This window comes from Geodermatophilus sp. SYSU D01180 (genome assembly GCF_054050415.1).
Genome location: NZ_JBJGZH010000015.1, coordinates 102962 through 117678 on the forward strand (window position 1 = coordinate 102962; position 14717 = coordinate 117678).

Genomic DNA, 14717 nt, shown 5'->3' on the forward strand with positions numbered 1-14717 from the left:
GGTCTGCCTTCAGAACGTGACCGTGTCCTCACTCCGGGCGACGCGGGCCGGTCGCCCCTCGACGAAGGAGGACGCGTGACGGTGCTGATGGTGGCCGCGATCGTGTGGCCGGCGGTCCTGCTCCTGCTCGGCCTGGGCCTCGGTCGTCTCCTGCGCCGTGCCGACGCCTCCGAGGGCGCCCGCGCTGTGGCCGCCCGGCGCGAGAAGGCCCAGGGCGTCGTGTCGGCGCTGCGGCGCCGGCCGGTGGTCGCCGTCCCCGCGCCCCGCGACGAGGCGTCGCTGGCCTCCTGAGACCGGCCCGGGTGGCTCAGCCCGCCTCGGCGAGCACCTCGGACTCCGAGGTCAGCCGGTAGACCACCCAGCCCCGGCCGCGGGCGTGCGCCGACAGCTCGGGGAACCGGGTGAGCGTCGCCTCGTGTACCGGGTGGACGTAGACGACCCACGCCGGCTCGGGGTCGTCCTCCCGCGCCGCGCACAGCGACCGCAGCACCAGGTCCAGCGTGGTGGCGCCGAACGGGTTGAACATCGTGACCACCAGCGGGCCGGCCGGCAGCGGTGCGGTCGCGGCGTCGCCCCGGACGACGCTCACCTCGCGGGCCGCCCCCCGCGGGGCGCGTCGCCGCCACCGGCGCAGGTTGTCCGCCGCCTCGGTGACCAGGCGCTCGTCCAGCTCGACGCCGACCACGCGGCCGAAGCCGGCCTCCGCCGCCAGCAGCACCGCCCGGCCCCGCCCGGCGCCCAGGTCGACCACGGTGGCCCGCCGCCGGTCGACCGGCACCGCGGCCAGCGCCTCGCGCAGCGGGCGCAGCCCGGTCGGCTGGTAGAAGACCGGGTCGCCGCCCACGGACCGGGCCGCCACGTGCTCCTCGTTACGGGTGAAGCCCCGGGTGCGGACACCCCGCCTGAGGTCGAAGGCCAGCTCCCGGGCCAGGGCCATCGGGATGCCGGCCAGCTCCCCGCCCAGACGCCGGAGCTCGGCGGCGAGCCCGGCGGCCCCGGCCCTCCTCCGGGCGGCGGTGAGGCGGCGTCCGGCCTGCGCGGCCTTCCAGAGGGCAGTGGAGAGCATCGGCCCGTCCTCGGGGTCGGTGTCATCGGCAGGGGAACCGCGAGGAGCGAACCCGGGACGGTGGCCGTCGTCAACCTCCTGCCGCGCGCCGGTCGCCTCCTCCGGCGTGGCGCCCGCGCGTCGCGGCGGGCGGCGGCCAGGTGGTTGTCCGGGGCACCTGGACAGGGGATCATGTCAGCGACGTCCACCTCGGGGCTCGCCCGCCGTCCCCGACACCCCCAAGGGGGCTCATGACCACGTCACTCGTGATCGGGGTCCTCTGGCTCGCCGGGACCGCGCTCCTCGCGGTCCTCGTCGCCCGGGCCATCCGTGCGGCCGACCGGCGCGAGGAGCGGCGCACGCTCGAGGCCCGGGCCGCCACGCCCGCCCGCGGGCACCGCGACGGCCGGACCGTCCCGGGGCCGCTCGCCCCCTTCGACCCCGGCGGGGTCGCCCCGCCGTACGGCTCCGACGACCGGCTCCCGTCCTGGGACGCCGACCGGCCCGACGACGACGTGCGCTGACCGCGCGCCGTCAGGCGACCGGCCGGGTCCCGGCGCCGACCAGTGACCGCCAGAGGATCCGCAGGTCCAGCCACGGCGTCCACTCGCGGGCGTAGCGCTCGCTGAGGACGGTCTCGTCCTCGTCGGCGCGGCCGAGGGCCCGCAGGCCCACCAGGCCGGGCTTGAGCCGGCCGCGGACGACGGCGTCCGGACGCGGACCGTTGGCGGGGCGCGGGCCGACCAGGGACATCTCCCCGCGGAGCACGTTGACCAGCTGCAGCAGGTCGGCGAGGTTGGTCCATCGCAGGACGGCGCCGACGCGGCTCCCGCCGGCGTGGGTCCAGGCCGGGGTGCGCAGGCGCAGCAGGGTGAACGGGCGCCCGCCCTGGCCGACGCGACGGTCGCGCACGAGCACCGGGCCGTCCTCGGTGCTCCAGACCAGCAGCGCGACCAGGGCGATCCAGGGCGCGGTGCAGGCGAGCAGCAGCGTGGCGAGCAGCCGGTCGAGGACGGCCTTGGCCAGCGGGGACGGTCCCGGGGACCGCAGGCCGCCCGGCCGTCCGGGGAGGGCCATGGACATCACGGCCTCCCGGGGAGGTGGGGGGCGCAGGGCGGGGGCGGCGCCGGGCACGGCCCGCCGAGGGGGTGGGCCGGCAGGGTCCGGCCGCGCGGGGTGGTGCGCATGGGGATCAGTCCTCGGGGCGCGGCACGACGGCCGCGGGAGACGGGGTCCGGACGGGGCGGGCAGGCGGGCAGGCGTCCGCCGGGGCCGCTCAGTCGGGACGGGCGCCCGGCCCCTCCGCGACGGTGTCGACGTCGCCGGCCGCCCCGCTCGGGGCGGCACCGCGGACGACCTGCTCATCGGCAGGCGAGTCGCCGGGCAGGACCGCGGACGGGCATTCGCCGCCGCGGGTGCGCTCGTCCGAGCCGGACGCCGACGTGCCGCACCCGCCCGACCCCAGGCTGGTGGGGGACGGCGGCGGGAGCGGCGCCGGCGGCACGGGGGGCGGCGGCGGGAGCGGCGACACGGGCGCGCCGGACGACGGGACGACCGTGTCCGGCAGGGTCGCCTGGAGCGAGGCGGGCGGTGGGGGCGCGTCCGCCGCCGGGGCCGGGGAGCGCACCGAGTGCATGCCCGGGAGCCCGTAGGGCGTGTGCGTGCCGGAGCCGGTGGCCGACCCGGACGCGGCGGTGCCGCAGGTCTCGACGACGTCGTCCTGCGGTGCGTCCGCGGCCGCGAGCGCCGCTCCCGTGGCCTCGGCCTGCGTCTCCGCCGCGGCCTGGGTCCCGGCCTCGGTCGTGTCCGCGACCTCGGCCGGGTCCGGCGTGGTGGCGTCGGCCGGCTCGGTGGTCGACGCGGTCTCCGCAGCGGTGCTCGACGGAGCCGTGGCGGGCTGGGTCGTGGCGGGCTGGGCCGTGCCGCACGTCGTCGCGGTGGTGGGCGTGGCCGTCGCGGGCGCCGTGGCGTCCGGGACGGGGGCCGCCGCGGGTGCCGGGGCCGCGCATGCGTCCGGCGTCGTGGTGGTGGTCGTGGTCGGTGCCAGGGCCGGGGCGGGCGGTGGTGGGCTCGTCGCGGGAGGCACCGGGACGGAGGTGACCGGCGGCGCGGAGGCGTCGGGCACCGTCGTGCCGGTGGCCGGGGGCACGTGCTCCGGCTCCTCGGTGGCCGACGGCACGTCCTCCGGCTCGGCGGGCAGCGGGGGCACGTACTCCGGCTCCTCGGGCGCCGCGGGCACGTGGTGCGGCTCCTCGGGCGTCGGCGGGACGTACTCCGGGACCTCTGACGCCGGCGGCTCGTCCGCGGGCTCCTCAGGTGCCGGGGCCGCGGGCTCGTCGGAACCGGTACCCGGGTCGCCGGGAGGCGCCGCCTCCGGCTCGGGGGCCGGCTCCTCGGGGGTGGCCGGCGCGTCGGCCGTGGTGGCACCGGGAGCCGGGGGCTCGTCCGCCCGGGCGTCGGGGGCGAGCGCCGTCAGGAGCACCCAGGCGGCGACGGCGAGCGCGCAGGCGAGGACGAAGCGGGTGACGGTGGGCAGCGGCCCGCGCCCGAGGGGGAGCCCGATCCGGTGCCCCCCGCCCGGGTCGGCGCCTCCCGGCCCCCGGCTCGTCACCCGGCGGACGCTCTGCCTTCGCGGGGGCGCCCGTCAAGTCCCCGAAGCCCCGCCGGCGGCCGTCCTGGCGTGTCCGGTCACAGCAGGTGAGCAGACGTGCCAGCTCCGTGCCCGGCGGCGGTCAGCCCAGCAGGCCCAGCAGGTAGCGGCCGTACCCGCTCTTGACCAGCGGCTCGGCCAGCGTCCGGAGCTCAGCATCGCTCAGCCAGCCCTGCCGCCAGGCGACCTCCTCGGGGCAGCCGATCTTCAGGCCCTGCCGGTCCTCGATCACCCGGACGAACTCGGCCGCCTGCATGAGCGTGGTCGTCGTCCCGGTGTCGAGCCAGGCCGTCCCGCGCTCGAGGACGGTGACGGTGAGCCGGCCCTCCATCAGGTAGTGGTCGTTCACCGCGGTGATCTCCAGCTCCCCGCGGGCGCTGGGCCGGATGCCGCGCGCGACCTCCACGACGTCGGGGGCGTAGAAGTACAGGCCCGGGACGGCGTAGGAGCTCTTCGGCTGGGCCGGCTTCTCCTCGATCGACACCACGCGGCCGTCGGCGTCGAAGTCGACGACGCCGTACTCGGCGGGGTTGGCCACGTGGTAGGCGAAGACGTGGCCGCCCTCGGGGGCGGGACGGCGGGCCAGGTCGGTCCCGAGGCCGCTGCCGTAGAAGATGTTGTCGCCGAGGACGAGGGCCACCGGCTGGTCACCGATGAAGTCCGCGCCGATGAGGAAGGCCTGGGCCAGGCCCTCGGGGCGCGGCTGCTCCGCGTAGCTCAGCTGTATGCCCCACCGGCTCCCGTCGCCGAGCAGGTGCTCGAAGGCCGGCCGGTCCGCGGGGGTGGTGATGACCAGCACCTCGCGGATGCCCGCCATCATCAGCGTGCTGAGCGGGTAGTAGATCATCGGCTTGTCGTAGACCGGCATCAGCTGCTTGCTGACCGCCTGGGTGATGGGCCACAACCGGCTGCCGGTGCCACCGGCCAGGATGATTCCGCGCACGGGGGGCGACCGTAGCGGCTGACCATCGGTACCGGGGCGACTCGGAGTGCGCCGGTCAGCCGGCGGTCCAGTCGAGCAGCTCGTCCGCGGTCCAGGTGTTGACCACCCGGTCGGGGTCGACGCCGGTCTCGACGGCGCGCTCGCAGCCGTTGCCCTGCCAGTCCAGCTGGCCGGGGGCGTGCGCGTCGGTGTCGATGGCGAACTGGCAGCCCAGCTCGACGGCGAGGGACAGCAGCCGCAGCGGCGGGTCCAGCCGCTCGGGCCGGGAGTTGATCTCGACGGCGGTGCCGTGCCGCACGCAGGCGGTGAACACGGCCTCGGCGTCGAAGGCGCTCTCCGGCCGCGGCCGCTGCCGCCGCCCCTCCCGCTGCTCGCGGGGGATCAGCAGCCGCCCCGTGCAGTGCCCGAGGACGTCGGTGTGCGGGTTGGCGACCGCGGCGAGCATCCGCTCGGTCATGGCCGCGGACTCGGCGCGCAGGTCGGAGTGGACGCTGGCCACCACGACGTCGAGCCGGCCGAGCAGCTCGTCGGTCTGGTCGAGGCTGCCGTCGACGTTGATGTCGCACTCGATGCCGGTGAGGATCCGGAACGGCGCGAGCTCCGCGTTCAACTCGGCGACGACGTGGAGCTGGCGCTCCAGCCGCTCCGCCGTCAGCCCGTTGGCCACGGTCAGCCGCGGGGAGTGGTCGGTCAGGGCCATGTACTCGTGGCCCAGCCCGATCGCCGCCTCGGCCATCTCGCGGATCGGGCTGCCGCCGTCGGACCAGTCCGAGTGCGTGTGCAGGTCGCCGCGCAGGGTGGCTCGGAACTCGGCGACGTCGTCGGCCAGCGGCACGAGCTCGGAGTGGGCCTCCTCCAGCCGGGCCAGGTACTCCGGCACCTCGCCGGCGTGCGCCTGCACGATCGCGGCGCCGGTCTTGGGGCCGATGCCGCGCAGGTCGGTGAGCGTGCGCGTGCGGATCCGCCGGTCGAGCTCCTCGGGCCCGATCGTGTCGACGACGGCCGCCGCGGTGCGGAACGCGGCGACCCGGTGCGTGGGCTCGCGGGCGCGCTCCAGGAGGAAGGCGATCCTCCGGAGCGCGGCCGCGGGTCCGAGGGGGGTGCTCAGCTGGCCTTCCTCGCCTTTCGTGCGGCCTTCTTCTGGGCCTTGGCCGCGCGCCGGGTGGCCTTCTCGTAGTTCTTCTCCGTCGACTCCGCGGCGCGCTTGGCGGCCCGGCGGGCCCGGTAGCCGACCGACGGGCGGCCCTCGGTGTCGACGGCGGCGATCAGCAGGCCGCCCAGGAGGCCGGCGTTCTTGAGGAAGTTCGACAGCTGGCCGAAGCGCTCCTCCGGGTCCTCGTGCTCCCAGAAGCGGTGGCCGGCGAAGGTCGTCGGGACGATGCTCCCGGCCAGCGCGAGCGCGCTCAGGCGGGGCAGCTTGCCGAGCGCGAACAGGGCGCCCGCGCCGACCTTGATGCCGGCGTCGATCTTGACCCACTGCTCGGTGTCGCGCGGCACCTGGACCGGCAGCTGCTGGTCCGCCGTCCTGGTGATCGTGTCGACCACCGGCTGGGCGCCCGGTACGCGGGTCTGCGGGTTGCGCAGGGTGTCGACGCCGCCGTAGAGGAACGACGCTGCGAGCAGGGGCCGGGCGATCCGGCGGACCAACATGGAGAACCTCTTCCGTCGATGGGGCGTTCGGCGTGTCCCATGCCCAGGCGGCGGTGAGGGACACCTGGTCGAAACCTAGTGATCAGCACCTCCTCGCGCTCGGTCAGTGCGCCCGCCGGCCGCGGCGCGCGATGATCGGCCGGTGCACCCGTCGGCCCGTCCGCAGTGGCGGCCCGCGTGGTGGGTGCTCCTGCTCGGGCTGACCGCGATCGTCCTCTTCCGCGCGGCCCTCGTGGTGCGCGTGCACTGCGGGACGGGGCACTGCGCCGGGTCGGCCGCGGGCCGGCTGCTCGACCTCGACGCGGTCGGCGGCCTGCCGCGCCTGTTCACCACCGGCGTCTTCGTCGCCGTCGTGGTGCTCGCGGGGCGCGCGTGCCGCCCGGCCACCGGCCGGGCCCGGCTGTGGTGGGCGGCGGTCGCGGCCGCCGCGCTGGCGCTGGCGGTCCTGAAGCTGGCGAGCGCGCACTCGCTGGCGAAGACGGAGACGTCCCCGCTGACGACGCTGCTCCTCGGGCTCGCCGTCGCCGTCCCGTCGCTGGGGCTGCTGGCGGTGGCTGGACGGGCGTGGGGCGTCGCCGCGACCGCCCGGGTGGTGGCCGCGCTCGCGGGCTACGCGCTCGCCGCGCTGGGCCTCGACGTGCTGACCTCTCGGGCCGGGGTGCTCGCGGGCGGTCTCGCGGCCGCGCCGGCGATGTTCGTCGAGGAGCTGGGCGAGGCGCTGGCCGCGGTCGCGGTCATGGCGGTGGTCCGGTCCGGGACGGCGGTCGCTCGCCCCCGCCGGTGAGCCGGCCGCGGCCGCAGTGAGGGCGTTCCTCGTGCGTCGCGGGTGCTGCAGGACCGGCAGGGCACGAGGAACACCCGCAGTGGGCGTGGGTCAGGACGTGCGGCTGCAGTACACCGTGAGCGGCGCGCGCTTGCCGAACACGAACGACGACGCCGCCTCGCCCGTCTCGCCGTCGTACGCGACGCGCTGCGGGCCCGACCACAGGTGCACGTGCAGCTCCGGCGTCGCGGAGGTGGCGTATCCGGAGCTGCGGTCGCTGATCCCGAGCAGGGCGCCGAGCACCGCCCGTGTGCGGCTGAACGGGACGTCGGCGCGCAGGTACTGCACGTCGAGCAGGCCGTCCTCCAGCCGCGGCCGCCACGCCGGGGCCAGGCCGCGCGGGGTGTAGCGGCAGTTGCCCACGAACAGGATCCAGACCTCGACCGGGCGCCCGTCGAGCACCATCGACACCGGCGTCCCGGCGCGCAGCACCCGGGCCGCGGCCACCGCCGTCGCGGTCCACCGGCCGAGCCGGCCCTCGAGGGCGTCGCGGCGCCGCACGAGCTCCGGGTAGACGCCGATGCTCGCGGTGTTGAGGAACGGCACCCCGTTGACGTCGGCGACGTCCACGTACACCGCCTGCCCGGCCGTCACCGCGTCGGCGGCGTGCTCGAGCGTCTCGACCCCGAGGTCGCGGGCGAAGTGGTTGAGCGTCCCCGCGGGGAGGACGGCCAGCGGCAGCCCGGCCTCCAGCGCGACCGCCGCGGCGGCCGCCACGCTGCCGTCCCCGCCGGCCACGCCGAGGGCCGTCGCCCGTCCCGACCGCGCGGCCTCCTCGAGCAGGTCCCCCACGCCGCACTCCTCGGACGCCGTCAGCACCTCGGCGCGGGGCAGCAGGCGCCGGACCTCCTCGGCGGGGTCGTAGCCGTCCGGCCCCGACCGCGGGTTGACGGCGACCACGAGGCCCTCGCCGTCGGGCAGGGCGGGGGCGCTGCTCCCGGGCCGCACGCGCGCCGGCTCGGTCGGGCGCACGGGCCACCACCGCCGGCCGGCCAGCGCCACGCCGGCCCCGATGGCCAGCCCGGTGACGACGTCGCCGGGGTAGTGCACGCCCACGTGCACCCGCGAGTAGCCGACCGCCACCGCGAGCGGGGCCAGCGCAGCCCCGGCCAGCGGGTTCTCCATGGCCACCCCGGTGGCGAAGGCGGCCGCCGACGACGAGTGGCCGCTCGGGAACGAGAACGTGTCCGGGGCGCGGCGCAGCTTCCGGTGGGAGGCCAGGTTCGCGAGGTCGGGCCGCACCCGGCCGAACAGCCGCTTGAGGACGGCGTTGACCACGCTGCTGGCCACCGCCAGCGAGCCCGCGCCCCGCACCGCGCCCCGTCGCAGCGACCCGCGGCGCAGCCCGAGGACCAGGGCGATCGCGAGCCAGAGCTTGCCGTGGTCGGCCGCCCGGGACAGCCGCCGCAGCCAGCGGTCGGCCGGGCTCGCGGGCAGCGCGCCGACGGCGGCGTGCAGCCGGGCGTCCCAGTGGCGCAGCCGCAGCGGGGTCACCCGCGGGACGCTAGTTGACGGACCCCTCTGCCCCCACCGCTCGCGGACCCGCGGCGGGACGCCGCACCGGGGGCTCAGGCCTTCCGGCGGGCCCGGTAGGCGGCGACGGTCGAGCGGCTGGCGCAGGTGTTCGAGCAGTACCGGCGGCTGGCGTTGCGCGAGGTGTCCACGTAGACGTCGTCGCAGCCCTCGGCCGAGCAGACGCCGAGCCGCTGCCACCCGTGCTGGGCCACCACCTGGGACAGCCCCATCGCCACGGTCGTCGTCAGCTGCTCGAGCGCGGAGGCGTCGGGGCGCGCGTAGTGCAGGTGCAGCTCGCCGTCGTGGTCGGTGGCATAGGGGTGCGGCCGGGCCAGGGCGAGCAGCTCGTTGAGCCGGGCGATGACGTCGTCCTGCGTCCCGGCGACAGCGACCGCGCGGACCAGCTCGGCGGTCGCGCCGGCGCGGCGGGTCTCGGCGGGGGAGAGCTCCAGCGCCGTCTCGGGGGTGAACCACTCGTCGTGGGCGCGCAGGAAGGCCACCGCCCAGTCCGGGTCCGCCGCGCGGTCGGTGTTGGCCAGGTCGATGGCCAGTTCCACGGCATTCGACCCGTAGGTGTCGTAGTCCATGTGACTCCCTACCGCCCTGCTATCGTCGTAGGGGGTCAACGAGCCTTGACCCCCTACTGTTCCGCTTTCGCGATCTTCCGAAGTGAGTTCCGTCGTGCGTTCGTACCTGTCCGTCTGGCGCCTGCCGTCCGCCCCCGTGCTGCTGCTCGCCGGCTTCGCCGGCCGGCTGCCCTCGGCGATGGTCCCGCTGGCGCTGCTGCTCATGGTGCAGCAGCAGACCGGGTCCTACGCCGCCGCCGGCCTCGCGTCGGCGACCTACGGCCTCGCGATGGCCGCCATGGCGCCGGTGCTCGGCCGGCTCGCCGACCGGCGCACCCCGCGCCCGGTCCTGCTCGCCCAGGCCGGCGCCTACCCCCTGCTGCTCGCCGTGCTGGTGGCCGTCGTCCTCGGCGGCGCGCCGATCGCGGTCGTCGTCGCCGCGTCGGGCGCGGCCGGTGCCGCGACGCCGCTGGTGTCGGGCACCGTGCGGGCGCTGTGGTCGCGGGTCGACCCGCGGGTGCGCGGCACCGCCTTCGCCCTCGACGCCACCGCCACCGAGCTGGTCTTCGTCGCGGGCCCCACGCTGGTCGCGACGCTCGCCGTCCTCACCGGCCCCGCGTGGGCGCTCGGCGTCGCCGGCCTGCTCGCGGTGGCCGGCGCGTTGGGCATCGCGGCGTCGGGGGCGCTGCGCGGCTGGGTGCCCGTGCCGGCCACCCAGCGCACCAGCCCCTTCGCCACCGTGCTCGCCCCCGGCATGCCGCGGGTGCTGGTCAGCGGCTCGGCCCTGATGCTCGGCTTCGGCGCGCTCGAGGTGGCCATCCCGGCGTTCGCCGACGCCGCCGGCTCGCCCGGGATGTCCGGGCTGCTGCTGGCGCTGTGGTCGCTGGGCTCGGTCGCCGGCGGCCTGTGGTTCGGCGCCCGGGTGGTGAGCGCCTCGCTGCCGCGCCAGTACCGGTGGCTGCTGCTCGGCGTCACGATCGGCCTGGCGCCGCTGGCCGCCGCGTCCAGCCCGTGGGTGCTCGGCGCGCTGCTGTTCCTCGGCGGCACGGCGATCGCGCCGACGCTCACCGTGCAGAACTCGCTGGTCGGCGCGCTGGCCCCGGCGCACGCCACCACGGAGGCCTTCACCTGGCTGTCCACGATGGCCACCGGTGCCTCGGCGGTCGGCGCGGCGCTCGGCGGGGCGCTGATCGACGGCCCGCACGGGGTGAGCGGCAGCCTGGTGCTGGCGGTGGCCGGCGCCGCCGTCGCGGTGCTGGTGACCCTGCTGCCGGGCCGCCGCGCGGCGTCGTCCGCGCGGGAGCGGGTGGCCGTCTGAGCCCCGCCCTCCCGGTCCGGACCCCCCGGGCTGGGAGGGCCGCGGAGGCCGCTGGTAGTCTCTTCTCCGGTGGTTCCGGGGGGACTCGGACCCCGGGAGGCTTCGCCTAGTCCGGTCTATGGCGCCGCACTGCTAATGCGGTTTGGGTTAATCCCCATCCCGGGTTCAAATCCCGGAGCCTCCGCGCACGACAACTGCACAGCACGCACCCGTAGCTCAACGGATAGAGCATCTGACTACGGATCAGAAGGTTAGGGGTTCGAATCCCTTCGGGTGCACGTCTTGGTTGAGACACCGCCACGGCCCCGCTCCTCACGCAGGAGCGGGGCCGTGGTGTTCCTCACGCCCGTGCGCGCCGCTCCGACCGCGCCCGGGCCCGCGCGTGCGCCCGGGTCAGCAGGTCGCGCACCGTCGCCGCCGTCCGCGGCCCCGGGTCGACCACGCAGACCCAGCCCAGGTCGCCGTAGACCGGGTGCGCCAGCACGGTGTCGGCCTCGTCCGGTGCGGGGTCGTCGTCGCCGGCCGGCTCCCGCGGCGCCCGCCCGACGAGCGCGGTGAACTCCTCCCGCCCCACGCCGACGTTCACGCGGAACGTCCCGGGCCGGTCCAGCCGCGAGGACCGGTCGCCGGGCTGGTCCCTCGTCACGACGGTCGCGAACGGCTGGGTCCGCGGCACGACGCCGTCGGGCGCCCAGTAGAGGAAGACGTCGCCCCAGGCCGCCTCCGGCGAGCCGTCGCCGGGCCCCGGCCGCAGCACCAGGACGCCGCCCAGTGCGGTGACGTGCCCGATGATCTCGTCGACGTCCACGCCTTCGAGCGTGGCATTCACGTGCTCGTGGAGGGTCAGGCCCGGGAAGGCGGGGAGGTGCCGGTGCGGGGTCTCCAGTCGGGCCTGCGCACGGTCGACGTCGCGCGGCGGGCCGGGTGCTCGGTGCAGCACGTGCGCGACCTCGAGGCCGAGGGCGTGCTGCCCGCGGCCACGCGCACCGCGTCGGGGTACCGCACCTTCACCGAGGAGCACGTCCGCGCGGCGCTGGCCCACCGCGCGCTCGCGGCCGCCGTCGGGCCGGTCCATGCGAAGGAGCTCCTCCGCACCGCCCACCGGGACCCGCCGGGGCTGCTCCGCCTCCTCGACGCCGCCCACGCCCGGCTGGACACCGAGCGGCGCGACCTGGCCCTCGCCCACGAGGCCGCGGAGCTGATCGCCGGCGAGCCGATCCGGGACGTGCGGCCCTCCGACGCGATGGGCGTCGGCGAGCTCGCCGCGGCCCTCGGTGTGCGCCCGTCGACCCTGCGGCACTGGGACGCCGAGGGGCTGGTCAGCCCGCGCCGGGGAGCCGGCGAGGCGCGCCGCTACTCCCCGGCCGACGTCCGGGACGCCCGGATCGTCCACCAGCTGCGCCGGGCGGGGTACCGCACCGGCCCGCTCCGCGAGCTGGTGCCGCGGTTCCGCGAGGCGGGCCGGCACGACGACGTCCGCGCCGCACTGGCCGCCCGGGACGCCGACGTCGACGCCCGGTCCCGGGCGCTGTTCGAGGGGACCGCGGCGCTCGCCGCGCTGCTCGGCGCGGGAGCCGGGGGAGGAGGTCGAGGGGCGGGGGGCCGGTCCTGACGGTCTGGCCGCGTTGGTCGGTCCACCGAGCTGTCGGTGGCCACTCGATTGCCGGCTGCCCCCGCCCACGTCCACTGTGAGCGCCGTCACAAGGGTCGTCAACCCCGCCCGGGCGTGTCCCTCAGCCCTCCGTGCCGCGCGGGACGACGACCACCGGGACCGGCGCCGCACGCACGATGCGGGTCGCCGTCGAGCCGAGGAACACCCGCGCCAGCGGGCCCAGCCGGGACGAGCCCACGACCAGCAGGTCGCCGTCGGACCACCCCGCGGCGGACACCGCACCGGGCCACCCCGGACCGCGCGCCACCGCCGCCTGCGGCGGGCCGGGCAGGCCGGCGGCCACCCGGTCCAGCTCCTCCCGCGCCTGCCGGGCCCACGCGGAGCTCACCTCGCGCTCGACGTGCAGGCCGGTCTCCGAGGGCAGCAGCGGGTCGCGCTCGGGCGCGAAGGTGACCAGGCGCAGCGGCACCTCCCACGCGGCCGCGCGGCGCCGCGCCCAGGCCAGCGCGGCGCGCGAGCGGTCGGTGCCGGCCCACGCGCAGGTCACCCGGGTCACCCGCCGGCCGGGTGAGCCCGCCCGCCCGGCCAGCGCCAGCGGCACGGGGGAGGAGCGCAGGAGGTGCTCGGGCACCGCGCCCTCCCGGCCGAGGACCAGCAGCGTCCCGCCGACCTGCCCGACCACGGTGACCAGCCCGGCCGGCACCGACGGCGCCTCGAGGGCGACGGTGCGCACCTCGGCCACCCCGGCCTCCCGCAGGTCGTGCGCCGCCCGGCCCTGGCGGGAGCGGACGACGTCGGCGACCCACGTCCGGTACTCGTGGTCCACCCGCGGGTCCGGGAAGCCCCGCGGGACCACCGTGGCCACCACGACGTCGTCCCCGCCGGTGCGGGCGAGCGTCGCGGCCAGGTGGAGGTGGGCCACGCCGCCGTCCTCCAGGTCGGCCGGGTGGCCGACGACGAGGGTCACCGGGGCGTCCGCAGCGCCGAGTGGGTGCGGGCGTAGGTGACGTAGACGACCGCGGCGATCGCCAGCCAGCCGGCGAACAGCGCCCAGGTGATCCCGGGCAGCCCCCAGATCAGGTAGAGGCAGAAGGCCACCGACAGCACCGGCACCACCGGGAAGCCGGGCACCCGGAAGCCGCGCGGCAGGTCCGGCTGGGTGCGGCGCAGCACGATCACCCCGATCGACACCACGGTGAACGCCACGAGCGTGCCCATGCTGGTGAGGTCGACGAGGAAGTCCAGCGGGACGAACCCGGCCAGCAGGCCGACGAACAGCGCGACGGCGACGGTGCCGCGCACCGGGGTCAGCGTGTGGCGGTCGACCCGGCTGAACAGCGACGGGACCATGCCGTCCCGGCTCATCGCGAACAGGATCCGCGTCTGGCCGTACATGGTGACCAGCGTCACCGAGAAGATCGAGACCACCGCCCCGGCGGCCAGGACGATCGCCGGCCAGCGCGACCCGGTGACGTCCTCGAGGATCACCGCGAGCCCGGCCTCCTGCCCCTCGAAGGCGCCGGCGGCCTGGGCGCCGACCGCGGCGAAGGCGACCAGCAGGTACACCGTCGTCACCACGACCAGGGCGCCGATGATCGCCCGCGGCAGCGTCCGGCGCGGGTCGCGCACCTCCTCGCCGGCGGTGGAGACGGCGTCCAGGCCGATGAAGCTGAAGAAGATCGACGACGCCGCGGCGCTGACCCCGGCCACGCCGAGCGGGGCGAACGGCGCGAGGTTGCCGGCGTCGAAGGCGGTGAACGCGACGGCGGAGAAGAACAGCAGGACGCAGACCTTGAGCACCACCATGACCGCGTTGGCCCGCGCGGACTCGCTGGCCCCGCGGACCAGCAGCAGCGCGCACAGCGTCACCAGCACGATCGCCGGGAGGTTGACCGCACCGCCCGCGCCGGGGGCGAAGGACAGGGTGTCGGGGATGCGCACGCCGAGCAGGTCGTCGAGCAGCTCGTTGAGGTACTCGCTCCAGCCCACCGACACCGCCGCCGAGCTGACCGCGTACTCCAGCACCAGGCACCAGCCGACGACGTAGGCGACGACCTCGCCGAGCGTGGCGTACGCGTAGGAGTACGACGAGCCCGCGACCGGGATGGTGGAGGCGAGCTCCGCGTAGCAGAGCGCGGTGAACCCGGCGGTGACCGCCGCCAGCACGAACGAGACGACGACGGCGGGACCGGCCTCGGGCACCGCCGTGCTCATCACGAAGAAGATCCCGGTGCCGATGGTGGCGCCGATGCCCAGCCCCATGAGCTGACCGACGCCGAGGCGGCGGGCCAGCGCCCCGCCCTCGGGGTCGCCGGCGCCGGTCTCCTCGACCATGAGCGCGACCGGCTTCCGCCGGAACAGCTGGGAGCGCACGGAGGGAGCACTCACGCGGACCTCCTCGACGGCGGGTCGACCGCGCCCACCGTGCTCCCCCGGGGGGGGGGGGGGGGGGGGGGGGGGGGGGGGGGGGGGGGGGGGGGGGGGGGGGGGGGGGGGGGGGGGCGGGCGGCGGGGGGGGGGGGGGGGGGGGGGGGGGGGGGGGGGGGGGGGGGGGGGGGGGGGGGGGCGGGGGGGGGGGGGGGGGGGGGGGGGGGG

General features: G+C 77.2%; 16 protein-coding genes and 2 tRNA genes. 7 read left to right on the plus strand and 11 right to left on the minus strand.

Translation table 11 applies throughout. From position 1 onward, the window contains the following. Positions 1–75 precede the first annotated feature (75 nt). Positions 76–291, plus strand: a complete 216-nt coding sequence (locus tag ACI8AA_RS15020; protein WP_457045206.1) for a hypothetical protein — start codon at positions 76–78, stop codon at positions 289–291. Positions 292–307: 16 nt separating this feature from the next. Here ACI8AA_RS15020 and ACI8AA_RS15025 read toward each other — a convergent pair whose 3' ends face one another. Beyond that, positions 308–1066 (minus strand): methyltransferase domain-containing protein, encoded by a 759-nt coding sequence (locus ACI8AA_RS15025; RefSeq protein WP_457045207.1) that lies wholly within the window; start codon positions 1064–1066, stop codon positions 308–310. A 230-nt stretch (positions 1067–1296) separates the two neighbouring features. Between ACI8AA_RS15025 and ACI8AA_RS15030 the strand changes: the two genes are divergently transcribed. Next, positions 1297–1569, plus strand: a complete 273-nt coding sequence (locus ACI8AA_RS15030; RefSeq protein ID WP_457045208.1) for a hypothetical protein — start codon at positions 1297–1299, stop codon at positions 1567–1569. Between the two features lie 10 nt (positions 1570–1579). On the opposite strand, the gene ACI8AA_RS15035 is transcribed toward ACI8AA_RS15030, so the two are convergent. The 5 genes from ACI8AA_RS15035 to ACI8AA_RS15055 all read right to left on the minus strand — a co-directional run bounded on the left by ACI8AA_RS15035 (position 1580) and on the right by ACI8AA_RS15055 (position 6288). After that, a complete protein-coding gene (locus ACI8AA_RS15035; RefSeq protein ID WP_457045209.1) occupies positions 1580–2122 on the minus strand; it encodes a sugar transferase in 543 nt (180 codons plus the stop codon). Positions 2123–2321: 199 nt separating this feature from the next. Next, on the minus strand, positions 2322–3656 hold the full coding sequence (locus tag ACI8AA_RS15040) for a hypothetical protein (protein ID WP_457045210.1): 1335 nt from the start codon (positions 3654–3656) through the stop codon (positions 2322–2324). Positions 3657–3777: 121 nt separating this feature from the next. Further along, positions 3778–4638, minus strand: coding sequence for a glucose-1-phosphate thymidylyltransferase RfbA (rfbA, locus tag ACI8AA_RS15045; RefSeq protein ID WP_457045211.1), 861 nt, complete (start codon positions 4636–4638; stop codon positions 3778–3780). A 55-nt stretch (positions 4639–4693) separates the two neighbouring features. Next, positions 4694–5746, minus strand: coding sequence for a PHP domain-containing protein (locus tag ACI8AA_RS15050; protein WP_457045222.1), 1053 nt, complete (start codon positions 5744–5746; stop codon positions 4694–4696). Further along, a complete protein-coding gene (locus ACI8AA_RS15055) occupies positions 5743–6288 on the minus strand; it encodes a DoxX family protein (protein WP_457045212.1) in 546 nt (181 codons plus the stop codon). The genes ACI8AA_RS15050 and ACI8AA_RS15055 overlap by 4 nt, the downstream gene beginning before the upstream one ends. 142 nt (positions 6289–6430) lie before the next feature. On the opposite strand from ACI8AA_RS15055, the gene ACI8AA_RS15060 reads away from it, so the two are divergent. Further along, positions 6431–7072 (plus strand): hypothetical protein, encoded by a 642-nt coding sequence (locus ACI8AA_RS15060; RefSeq protein ID WP_457045213.1) that lies wholly within the window; start codon positions 6431–6433, stop codon positions 7070–7072. A gap of 90 nt (positions 7073–7162) precedes the next feature. Here ACI8AA_RS15060 and ACI8AA_RS15065 read toward each other — a convergent pair whose 3' ends face one another. Both ACI8AA_RS15065 and ACI8AA_RS15070 read right to left on the minus strand, forming a co-directional pair. After that, on the minus strand, positions 7163–8605 hold the full coding sequence (locus ACI8AA_RS15065; RefSeq protein WP_457045214.1) for a phosphatase PAP2 family protein: 1443 nt from the start codon (positions 8603–8605) through the stop codon (positions 7163–7165). Positions 8606–8679: 74 nt separating this feature from the next. Continuing rightward, positions 8680–9213: a CGNR zinc finger domain-containing protein gene (locus ACI8AA_RS15070; protein WP_457045215.1), complete on the minus strand. Its 534-nt coding sequence runs from the start codon at positions 9211–9213 to the stop codon at positions 8680–8682. A gap of 94 nt (positions 9214–9307) precedes the next feature. On the opposite strand from ACI8AA_RS15070, the gene ACI8AA_RS15075 reads away from it, so the two are divergent. The 3 genes from ACI8AA_RS15075 (at position 9308) to ACI8AA_RS15085 (ending at position 10788) form a co-directional block, all read left to right on the plus strand. After that, positions 9308–10510, plus strand: a complete 1203-nt coding sequence (locus tag ACI8AA_RS15075; protein ID WP_457045216.1) for an MFS transporter — start codon at positions 9308–9310, stop codon at positions 10508–10510. A gap of 95 nt (positions 10511–10605) precedes the next feature. Continuing rightward, a tRNA-Ser gene (locus tag ACI8AA_RS15080) sits at positions 10606–10694 on the plus strand. Between the two features lie 21 nt (positions 10695–10715). Beyond that, positions 10716–10788 (plus strand) — tRNA-Arg (locus ACI8AA_RS15085). A gap of 62 nt (positions 10789–10850) precedes the next feature. Here ACI8AA_RS15085 and ACI8AA_RS15090 read toward each other — a convergent pair. Then, complete coding sequence (locus ACI8AA_RS15090) at positions 10851–11318, minus strand: DUF6194 family protein (protein ID WP_457045217.1); 468 nt, start codon at positions 11316–11318, stop codon at positions 10851–10853. Between the two features lie 63 nt (positions 11319–11381). On the opposite strand from ACI8AA_RS15090, the gene ACI8AA_RS15095 reads away from it, so the two are divergent. After that, complete coding sequence (locus ACI8AA_RS15095) at positions 11382–12122, plus strand: MerR family transcriptional regulator (protein WP_457045218.1); 741 nt, start codon at positions 11382–11384, stop codon at positions 12120–12122. A 121-nt stretch (positions 12123–12243) separates the two neighbouring features. Here ACI8AA_RS15095 and ACI8AA_RS15100 read toward each other — a convergent pair whose 3' ends face one another. After that, positions 12244–13089, minus strand: coding sequence for a universal stress protein (locus tag ACI8AA_RS15100; protein WP_457045219.1), 846 nt, complete (start codon positions 13087–13089; stop codon positions 12244–12246). Next, on the minus strand, positions 13086–14510 hold the full coding sequence (locus tag ACI8AA_RS15105; protein ID WP_457045220.1) for an amino acid permease: 1425 nt from the start codon (positions 14508–14510) through the stop codon (positions 13086–13088). The genes ACI8AA_RS15100 and ACI8AA_RS15105 overlap by 4 nt, the downstream gene beginning before the upstream one ends. Between the last annotated feature and the right edge of the window lie 207 nt (positions 14511–14717).

Excerpts from the sequence above, each read along its gene's own strand:
- ACI8AA_RS15025 (WP_457045207.1), bottom strand. The coding sequence starts at position 1,066 with ATGCTCTCCACTGCCCTCTGGAAGGCCGCGCAGGCCGGACGCCGCCTC.
- ACI8AA_RS15030 (WP_457045208.1), top strand. The coding sequence starts at position 1,297 with ATGACCACGTCACTCGTGATCGGGGTCCTCTGGCTCGCCGGGACCGCG.
- ACI8AA_RS15035 (WP_457045209.1), bottom strand. The coding sequence starts at position 2,122 with ATGGCCCTCCCCGGACGGCCGGGCGGCCTGCGGTCCCCGGGACCGTCC.
- ACI8AA_RS15055 (WP_457045212.1), bottom strand. The coding sequence starts at position 6,288 with ATGTTGGTCCGCCGGATCGCCCGGCCCCTGCTCGCAGCGTCGTTCCTC.
- ACI8AA_RS15070 (WP_457045215.1), bottom strand. The coding sequence starts at position 9,213 with ATGGACTACGACACCTACGGGTCGAATGCCGTGGAACTGGCCATCGAC.